Genomic DNA, 523 nt, shown 5'->3' with positions numbered 1-523 from the left:
CTCTTTAGCCAGCGAATCTTACGATGACGCGGTCACTTACATTAAGCGCTACTACGAAAAGAACGAAAATACCTTCCGAGGTGGCATCTTCACCAAACTGAATTTTGTGCGCTGCCACTTATACCGAGCGCTCAATGCACCTTCAAATCAATGCTTTGAAAACCTTCTGTTTGGATTAAACCCACTGATTGGTGAGATAGAGAAGAACTCACAATTCAAAGCTCAATTTGCGTTGATTGACGCGCACATCGCGCTGATTCGTGGTGATTTAAAAGCCGCTATTTCTCAAGTCAGAGCGGTACTAGCCAGCAATCAACTGTCGCACTTCTATGATCTTTACCATCTGTGTGTACTGCTCGAACGCTGTTCATTTTTAAGTGAAATGAAATCGATGTTGCCACGTGCTCGCCGAGCCATTGCAGAAGCGCAACATCCAAGTATTTTCCGAAGCCAAGTGCACATGCTCAAAAGCCTGGAAGTGCGCCTGCAAGAATCGCAGACCAAAATCGAGCAAATCCGAAGA

The 523-nt window shown here is 45.5% G+C and carries 1 pseudogene; it reads left to right on the top strand.

Annotated features, from left to right (window positions below):
* Window positions 1-523: pseudogene (locus R7Q48_RS30940) on the top strand (response regulator); the annotation flags it as partial.

Source organism: Vibrio sp. 378, assembly GCF_033339435.1.
Note: the sequence above shows the minus strand (reverse complement) of the source record. Positions and strands in the feature narration are given on the sequence as shown.